At 69.9% G+C, this 8,717-nt stretch carries 6 protein-coding genes; all 6 read right to left on the bottom strand.

The window, feature by feature from the left end; genetic code table 11:
• Positions 1–101: 101 nt before the first annotated feature.
• Complete coding sequence (gene pknB / locus ACZ37P_RS21790) at positions 102–2,093, bottom strand: Stk1 family PASTA domain-containing Ser/Thr kinase (RefSeq protein WP_391158751.1); 1,992 nt, start codon at positions 2,091–2,093, stop codon at positions 102–104.
• A gap of 263 nt (positions 2,094–2,356) precedes the next feature.
• Positions 2,357–3,823, bottom strand: coding sequence for a peptidoglycan D,D-transpeptidase FtsI family protein (locus ACZ37P_RS21785; RefSeq protein ID WP_355336701.1), 1,467 nt, complete (start codon positions 3,821–3,823; stop codon positions 2,357–2,359).
• Positions 3,820–5,205, bottom strand: a complete 1,386-nt coding sequence (locus ACZ37P_RS21780; RefSeq protein WP_355336702.1) for an FtsW/RodA/SpoVE family cell cycle protein — start codon at positions 5,203–5,205, stop codon at positions 3,820–3,822. The genes ACZ37P_RS21785 and ACZ37P_RS21780 overlap by 4 nt, the downstream gene beginning before the upstream one ends.
• A 79-nt stretch (positions 5,206–5,284) precedes the next feature.
• Complete coding sequence (locus tag ACZ37P_RS21775; RefSeq protein ID WP_355336776.1) at positions 5,285–6,823, bottom strand: Stp1/IreP family PP2C-type Ser/Thr phosphatase; 1,539 nt, start codon at positions 6,821–6,823, stop codon at positions 5,285–5,287.
• A gap of 57 nt (positions 6,824–6,880) precedes the next feature.
• Positions 6,881–7,408 carry an FHA domain-containing protein FhaB/FipA gene (locus ACZ37P_RS21770; protein ID WP_355336703.1) on the bottom strand — a complete coding sequence of 176 codons (528 nt, stop codon included), beginning with the start codon at positions 7,406–7,408 and terminating at the stop codon, positions 6,881–6,883.
• Between the two features lie 10 nt (positions 7,409–7,418).
• Entirely contained in the window at positions 7,419–8,342 is a 924-nt protein-coding gene (locus ACZ37P_RS21765) for a DUF3662 and FHA domain-containing protein (protein WP_355336704.1), read from the bottom strand.
• Positions 8,343–8,717 lie beyond the last annotated feature (375 nt).

The following is an 8,717-nucleotide window of genomic DNA, read 5'->3' as shown; positions in this document are numbered from 1 at the left end:
TCTCGTGCGGCGGAGCCACCTCCCCCTAACAACACCAACCAGCCCCCCCCCCCCCCCCCCCCCCCCCCCCCCCCCCCCCCCCTTCACGTACTGCCGGGGGGTCAGCCGCCCCCGCCGTTGCCGTTGCCGCCGACGGCGATCAGCTTGACCGGCTGGCCCTCGGAGAGCTGCGCGCCCGCTCCGGGGTCGACCGAGATGACCATGGCGTTGTCGCCGACCGGGTTGCCGCCAGGACCGACCGCGGACACCTGGAGGTTCAGGCCGAGCCCGTCGAGTTCGGCCTTTGCCTGACCCACGGTCTTGCCACCCAGATCCCCGGGCATCTGCTTCTGCGGGTCCTGCGTCTGCGGCGGGCCGGACGAGACCGTCAGGACGATCGAGGTGTCAAGGGCGATCGGGCCCGCGCCCGGGTCCGGGGTCTGGGCGGTGACGCTGCCCTTGGCGGTCGTGTCCGAGGGGACGTCCTGCGGCGCGCGGGTGATGTTGGTGAAGCCCTGCGCCTTGAGCTGGGCGACCGCGTTGTCGTACGGGACGCCCTTGACGTCGGTGGGCGCCTTCTTCTCGGGGGCCACCGCGACGGTCAGCGTGATCGTCGTGCCCTTGGGCTGCTTCGTACCGGCCTTCGGGGTCTGGTCGAGGACGGTGTCCGGGTCTTCCGTGGTGGTCGTCTTGTTCTTGCGGTCGACCTCGAAGCCCTTGGCGGTGAGCTGGCTCGCCGCCGAGTCGTACTTGTCGTTCTTGACGTCCGGGACCTCGATCGGCGCCTGGCCCTTGGACAGGACGACCGTGACCGTCTTGTCGTCCGGGATCGCGGCGTCGGCTGCCGGGGTCTGCTTGCAGACGAGGTTCTTGTCGATGCTGTCGCAGAACTCGGCCGGACCCTGGACGATCTTCAGATCGACGTTGGTGGCCTTGGCCTGCGCGTCGGTGAGGGACGCGCCGACCAGATTCGGCACGGTGCCGTTGTCCGCGGCGCCGCTGCCGCTGAACAGCGCCTTGCCCAGGAAGATCGCGCCGACCAGGACCAGGATGCCCGCGACGACCAGCAGCACCGTGGAGGTGTTGTTGCCGCCCTTCTTCTGCCGGCGGCGGTCCGGGCGGTCGTCGTAGCCGTAACCGCCGTCCTCCTCGCGCAGCGGCGGAAGCATGGACGTGTGCTGGTCGTTCTGCGACGGCATCGCCGTGGTGGCCTGGCTGTCCGGGTAGCCGTACCCGTAGCCGACCGAGCCCATCGCCGCCGTGGCGGCCACCGGCTGCCCGTCGAGGGCCGCCTCGATGTCGGCCCGCATCTCGTCGGCCGACTGGTAGCGGTAGTTCGGGTCCTTGGTCAGCGCCTTGAGGACGATCGCGTCCATCGCGGGCGTGACCTCGGGGTCGTACACCGACGGCGGCTGCGGCTCCTCGCGCACGTGCTGGTAGGCCACCGCGACCGGGGAGTCGCCGACGAAGGGCGGCCGCACGGTCAGCAGTTCGTAGAGCAGGCAGCCGGTCGAGTACAGGTCGGAGCGGGCGTCGACCTGCTCGCCCTTGGCCTGCTCGGGGGAGAGGTACTGCGCGGTGCCGATCACGGCCGCGGTCTGCGTCATGGTCATACCGGAGTCGCCCATGGCGCGGGCGATGCCGAAGTCCATGACCTTGACCTGGCCGGTCCTGGTGAGCATGACGTTGGCGGGCTTGATGTCGCGGTGCACGATGCCGGCCCGGTGGCTGTACTCCAGGGCCTGGAGGATGCCGACCGTCATCTCCATGGCGCGCTCGGGCAGCAGCTTGCGTCCGGAGTGCAGCAGCTCACGCAGGGTGGAGCCGTCCACGTACTCCATGACGATGTACGGGATCGAGACCCCGTCGACGTAGTCCTCGCCGGTGTCGTACACGGCGACGATCGACGGGTGGTTGAGCGAGGCGGCCGACTGGGCCTCTCGGCGGAACCGGGCCTGGAACGACGGGTCGCGGGCGAGGTCCACCCGCAGCGTCTTCACGGCGACAGTGCGGCCGAGCCGGGTGTCATGGGCGAGGTACACCTCGGCCATGCCACCACGGCCGAGCACTGAGCCCAGCTCGTACCGGCCGCCGAGGCGACGCGGCTCTTCCATAGCTCTGCCCTCTCCTCAAACCCGTTCTTGACCCAAAACCGGTAATGCCGTGCCCTGCGGATGCTCGGGCATACGCTACCGGGCGTTTCTGGTCCCTTCGCGCCCTGCCCGCCCGCCGATACCCGACCGGTACCTGTCCGGTACGTGCGCCGGTCCCGGGGGCGGTCTCCGGACCGTTTCCGGCGCCGGGACCGGGCCTGACACCGGGTTCGACGCCGGGCCGGGGACCGTGCCGGGGACCGGGCCTGCCGGGCGGCCGGCCCTCACTTGTTGAGGACGGCCTCCATGACCTTCTTGGCGATCGGCGCGGCCAGACCGCCACCGCTGACGTCGTCGTGGTTGGCCGCACCGTCCTCGACGACGACCGCGACGGCGACCGGCGACCCCTGGTCGGTCATCGCGTACGAGACGAACCAGGCGTACGGCGTGCCCTCGTTGTTGATGCCGTTCTGCGCGGTGCCGGTCTTGCCGCCGACCTTGACGCCGGAGATCTTGGCGTTGGTGCCGGTGCCGGAGTTGACCACCGTCTCCATCATCGTCTGGAGCTTCTGCGCGTTCTCCGGCGACAGCGGCTGCGACATCTCGCTCGGGTTGGTCTGCGAGATGGTGCTCAGATTCGGCGCCACCAGCTTGTCGACCATGTACGGCTTCATCAGCTTGCCGTTGTTGGCGATGGCCGAGGCGACCATCGCCATCTGGAGCGGAGTGGCCGCGGTGTCGAACTGGCCGATGGAGGAGAGCGCGACCTGGTCCTTGGTCATCTTGGTGTCGAAGTTGCTGGCGTTCGCGCGGACCGGGACGAACTGCTCCTTGTTGAAGCCGAACTTCTCCGCCTCGTCGACCATCGCCTGGAGGCCCACCTTGTCCGCGCCCAGGTGGCCGAAGACGGTGTTGCACGAAACCCGCAGGGCGTCGATCAGCGACGCTTCCTTGCAAGGGATGTTGCCCTCGTTCTTCAGCGGGGTCGTGGTGCCGGGAAGGATGTAGGGCAGCGGGGTGTCGGTCTTCGCGTTGATGTCGGTCACCGCGCCGTTCTCCAGCGCCGCGGCGGCCGTCACCAGCTTGAACGTCGAACCCGGCGGGTACGTCTGGCGCAGCGCGCGGTTCTGCGTCGGGTCGTCGGGGTCGTTCTTCTTGTCGAGCGCGACCCAGTTCTTCTCGTCGGTCTTGGAGTTGCCCGCGATGGTCGACGGGTCGTACGACGGGGTGCTCGCCATGGCCAGGATCGCGCCGGTGCCGGGGTCGAGCGCGACGACCGCGCCCTTCTTGTTCCCCAGGCCCTGGAACGCGGCCTTCTGCGCCTTGGCGTTCAGCGTCGTGACGACGTTGCCGCCCTGCTTCTCCTTGCCGGTCAGCAGGTCGATGGTGCGGTTGAAGAACAGCCGGTCGTCGTTGCCGGTGAGGAACTTGTCCTCGACGCCTTCGAGGAAGGTGGTGCCGAACGCCTGGGAGGCGTGGCCGGTGACCGGCGCCCACATCGGGCCGTCGACGTAGGTCCGCTTGAACTTGAAGTCGCTGCCCGTGGTCTCGGTGTGACCGGTGATCGCCTTGCCGCCGTCGACGATGATGTCGCCGCGCGGCTGGGCGTACTGGTTGATGGCGACCCGGCGGTTGTGCACGTCGTTGGAGAGCTGGTCGGCCTGGACGAACTGCACGTAGTTCACGCGCAGCAGAAGGGCGAGGACGAGCAGACCGCAGAAGACCGCGACCCGTCGGAGAGGCTTGTTCACTGGGTGCGCACCACCTGGGTCGGTTCGGCATCGGGGGAGGGGGCCGGGCTCGGGGCCGGACGGCGGGCGGTGTCGCTGATCCGCAGCAGGATCGCGACCAGCGCCCAGTTGGCGATCACCGAGGAGCCGCCCTGCGCCAGGAACGGCATGGTCATACCGGTCAGCGGGATGAGCCCGGTGACGCCGCCCGCGACCACGAAGACCTGGAGCGCGAAGGCGCCCGACAGGCCGATCGCCAGCAGCTTGCCGAACGGGTCGCGGGCCGCGAGGGCCGTCCGCACACCGCGCTCGATCAGCAGGGCGTACAGCAGCAGGACGGCCATCAGGCCCGCCAGGCCCAGCTCCTCGCCGACGGTGGCGAGGATGTAGTCGCTCTTCGGCGCGATGCCGCCGATCAGCCGGGAGTAGCCCTGGCCGAGTCCCGAGCCGAAGATGCCGCCGGAGCCGAACGCGTACATCGTCTGCGCGGTCTCGGTGACACCGCCGTTGGACGCCAGTTGCAGGGGGTGCAGCCAGTTGTGGACGCGCTCCTTGACGTGCGGCTCGATCGAGGAGACGACGACCGCGCCGCCCGCGCTGAGCAGCAGGCCGAAGACGATCCAGCTGGTCCGCTCGGTGGCGACGTACAGCATGATCACGAACAGGCCGAAGAAGAGCAGCGAGGTGCCGAGGTCGGTCTCGAAGACCAGGATCAGCAGGCTGATGCCCCAGATCACCAGGATCGGGCCGAGGTCGCGGCCACGCGGCAGGTACAGGCCCATGAAGCGGCGGCTGGCCAGCGCCAGCGCGTCCCGCTTGACCATCAGGTATCCGGCGAAGAAGACGGTGATGACGATCTTCGCGAACTCACCGGGCTGGAGCGAGCCGATGCCCGGCAGCGTGATCCAGATCTTCGCGCCGTTCACCCCGGGGAAGAAGATCGGCGCGACCAGCAGGGCCAGCGCCACCATCATCGAGATGTACGTGTACCGCTGGAGGATGCGGTGGTCCTTGAGGAAGACCAGCACGCCGACGAAGAGCGCCACTCCGAGCGTGGACCACATGAGCTGGTTGGGCGCCATGGCCTTGCCCAGCGACGGCTCCTGGTCGAGCCGCCAGATGAGCACCAGGCCGAGGCCGTTGAGCAGCGTGGCGATCGGCAGCATCAGCGGGTCGGCGTACGGCGCGAATTTACGGACCAGCAGGTGCGCGATCCCCGCGAGCAGGCCGAGGCCGAGGCCGTAGCTGAGCAGCCCCGCCGGGACCGAGTCGTTCTTGGCGAGCCCGACGTTGGCGTAGGCGAAGACCGGGATGAGCACCGCGAAGACCAGCAGCGCCAGTTCGGTGTTGCGACGGTTGGGCGCGCCGATCGACGTGATGGTGGTGGTGTTGCTGGCGCTCATGACGAGCCGACTCCTCCTGCTGGTCCCGCCGCCGGCGCGCTCGCCGGTCCCCGCGGGGCTTCCGGTGCGCGACCAGCCGCTACTGCTGGCTCGTACCGCACTGCTGGGCCAGCTTCTTCTCGTCGGGCGTCAGCGGCGGCGTGGGGTCCGCCGTCGGGGTGGCGCTGCTCTTCTTCGCACCCGGCGTGCCGGTGGTGCCCGCTGCGGGCATCTTGTCCTCGGCGGCCTTCGCCGCCGCCTTGGCCTGGTCGGCGAGGGTCTTGGCCGTCGCGACCTTCTTGCAGACACCGGCCTGCGTCGCCAGCTCGTCGGCCTTGTCGTCGGCCTGGCCGAGGCTGCTGAGCGCGATGGTGTCCTGGACCTGCTTCTGCTGGTAGGCCGGTAGGTACTTGAGTTCGATGTCGGGGCGGTCCTTGTGGACCTTCGACAGCTTGATCCAGGCCAGCTTCTGGTCGATGCCCTGGTACACGGCGACGTGGTCGCCCTTGGCGCCGACGTAGTACTGCGTCTGCGTCCACGCGTAACCGCCGTACAGACCGCCGGCGATGACGGCGAGCACGATGACGGTGATCGCCGTGCGCTTGGGCCACTTACGGGTCTTGGCGGGCTTGGTCTGGCCGTCGTCGTCGTACGACCCGAAGGTGCCCAGCGGCGCGGCGCCGGCCGCGCCGGGTTCGCCGCTGCCGGGCGGGCCGAAGGAGCCCGCGGGGCCCTGCTGCTGCGGCGGGGGCGTACGGCCGAGCTCGGAGGCGCGCCCCGCCGGGGTCTGGAGGTGCCGCGGGTCGCTCAGCGGGAGCTGGGTCTCGGCGACCGCGCCGACGACCACCGGGGTGTCGTTGAGCTGCGCCGCCAGCGTGTCGCCGTCGTCGGTGTCCAGCACGTCCGCGACGATGCAGGTGATGTTGTCGGGTCCGCCGCCGCGCAGCGCGAGCTGGATCAGCTCCTGCACGGTCTCGTGCGGCGCCTGGTACCCGGCGAGGGTGTCCTCCAGCGTCTGGTGGCTGACGACGCCGGACAGGCCGTCGGAGCAGATCAGATACCGGTCGCCGACCCGCACCTCGCGGATCGACAGGTCGGGCTCGACGTGTTCGCCACTGCCCAGCGCGCGCATCAGCAGGGAGCGCTGCGGGTGGGTGGTGGCCTCCTCCTCGGTGATCCGGCCCTCGTCGACCAGCCGCTGCACCCAGGTGTGGTCCTGGGTGATCTGGGTGAGGACGCCGTCCCGGAGGAGATACGCGCGGGAGTCGCCGACGTGCACCAGGCCGAGCCGCTGGCCCGTCCACAGCAGCGCGGTCAGCGTGGTGCCCATGCCTTCGAGCTGCGGGTCCTCCTGGACCATGTGCAGCAGTTGGTCATTGGCCCGCTGCACGGCGGTGCCGAGCGAGGTGAGGATGTCGGAGCCGGGGATGTCGTCGTCGAGCGTGACGATGGTGGAGATCACCTCGGACGAGGCGACCTCGCCGGCGGCCTGTCCGCCCATGCCGTCGGCAATCGCGAGCAGACGCGGACCGGCGTAGCCGGAGTCCTCGTTCCCCTCGCGGATCATGCCCTTGTGCGAACCGGCGGCGAAACGCAGGCTCAAAGACATGCGCACCTCCCCCGTCGGCTCCGGGTACATCCGCACGCTGCCCACCCTCTCGCTCGCGCGTCGTGGCTCCGCTCGCCCATAGTGCGACTACTTCCGCAGCTCGATGACGGTCTTGCCGATGCGGATCGGCGCACCCAGCGGGACAGGGGTCGGCGTGGTCAGCCGGTTCCGGTCCAGATAGGTGCCGTTCGTGGATCCGAGGTCCTCGACGATCCACTGGCCGTCGCGGTCCGGGTAGATCCTGGCATGCCGACTGGACGCGTAGTCGTCGTCGAGCACAATCGTCGAGTCATGTGCCCGGCCGAGGGTGATCGTCTGGCCCTGCAACGCGACCGTCGTCCCCGCGAGCGAGCCCTCGGCGACCACCAGTTTGGTGGGGGCGCCGCGGCGCTGGCGGTTGTTCTGCGGCTGCTGCCGCGGCTGGGCCTGCGCGGCGGCGGCCTGCTGCTGGCGCTGCTGCGGAGGACGCGACTGGCCGTCCCCGCGGCGCGCCGCTCGCTGGGTCACCCGGGTACCGAAGAGGTCGCTGCGGATGACCTGCACCGCGACGATCACGAACAGCCACAGAACGGCGAGGAAACCCAACCGCATGACCGTCAGGGTCAGCTCTGACATTGCCCCCGCTTCACCCTTCGGCTTGCCTGTACACGATGGTGGTGCTCCCCACGACAATGCGGGAGCCGTCGCGGAGCGTAGCGCGCGTGGTGTGCTGTCCGTCCACCACAATGCCGTTTGTCGACCCGAGGTCCTGGACCACGGACGGCGTTCCGACCCGGATCTCGCAGTGTTTGCGCGATACGCCCGGGTCGTCCACCCGCACGTCGGCCTCGGTGGAACGGCCGAGAACGAGCGTCGAGCGGGAGATCTGGTGGCGGTTGCCGTTGATCTCGATCCAGCGGCGGGTGGCCGCGCCGGGGGCCCCCGCGGGAGCGCCGGTGCCGGGCAGCCGCGTGACGGGCGCCACACCGTGACGGGCGCCACCGCCGCCGGGGGGCGGTGCGGCGGGCATCGGCGGCGGACCCGAGGGCCGCTGCGGTCCGCCGGGCTGCGCGTACGTCGGACGCTGCGGCGCCTGCGGCTGGTGCTGCGGGCTCTGCTGGTACGAGGGGGCGGCCGGGGCCTGGTGGGCGGCCTGGTGGGCGGCTTGGGGCGCGCCGCCCTGGTGCTGCGACTCGCTGGAGGCCAGCGTGCGGCTGCGCACCCGGTAGAGCCCGGTGTCCAGGTCGTCGGCCCGCTCCAGGTGCACCTTGATGGTGCCCATGAACGTGTAGCGCTGCTGCTTGGCGTAGTCGCGGACCATCCCGGCCAGCTCGTCGCCGAGCTGCACCGCGTACGGGCTCAGCCGCTCGAAGTCGCCGGAGCTGAGCTCCACGATGAAGTCGTTGGGCACGACGGTGCGGTCGCGGTTCCAGATCGTGGCGTTGTTGTCGCACTCGCGCTGGAGCGCGCCCGCGATCTCGACGGGCTGCACCTCGCTCTTGAACACTTTGGCGAAGGTGCCGTTCACCAGGCCCTCCAGGCGCTGCTCAAAGCGCTTCAGTACTCCCACGGGGCACCTCCCTCCTCGCGACCTTCCGGCCCAACGATTTCCGATACTGCTTACTGATCGTATCCACGCGCGGGAAAAACCTGTGGTTCCCCGAATCCCCTGGACCGGGCAGTGTCAACCCTCACACCGCCCGCGCCTCCTCCGCCGTCCCCCACTGGGATGGTAGATGCGCGTTCTGTCCATGGTGCCCGGTTCGCCGTCGTTCACCGCCGCCCTGTCCCCTCCCAGTGTCCCGCACCGCCCCCGGGTCCCTCTCCCACCTGCCCCCGCCCGGCTCCCGGCACTCCCCGGGCCGCCCGAACGCATGTGATTCCACCCCGGACCTCGTGCTAATCTTCTGCATGTCGGGAGGCCCTCCCACACCACTCGGACCCA

The sequence above is a fragment of the Streptomyces sp. NPDC024632 genome, assembly GCF_055559175.1.
This window is presented reverse-complemented; position numbering and strand designations above follow the sequence as displayed.

Coding starts and splice junctions, on each gene's coding strand:
- pknB (WP_391158751.1), bottom strand. CDS start 2,093: ATGGAAGAGCCGCGTCGCCTCGGCGGCCGGTACGAGCTGGGCTCAGTG.
- ACZ37P_RS21780 (WP_355336702.1), bottom strand. CDS start 5,205: ATGAGCGCCAGCAACACCACCACCATCACGTCGATCGGCGCGCCCAAC.
- ACZ37P_RS21775 (WP_355336776.1), bottom strand. CDS start 6,823: ATGTACCCGGAGCCGACGGGGGAGGTGCGCATGTCTTTGAGCCTGCGT.
- ACZ37P_RS21770 (WP_355336703.1), bottom strand. CDS start 7,408: ATGTCAGAGCTGACCCTGACGGTCATGCGGTTGGGTTTCCTCGCCGTT.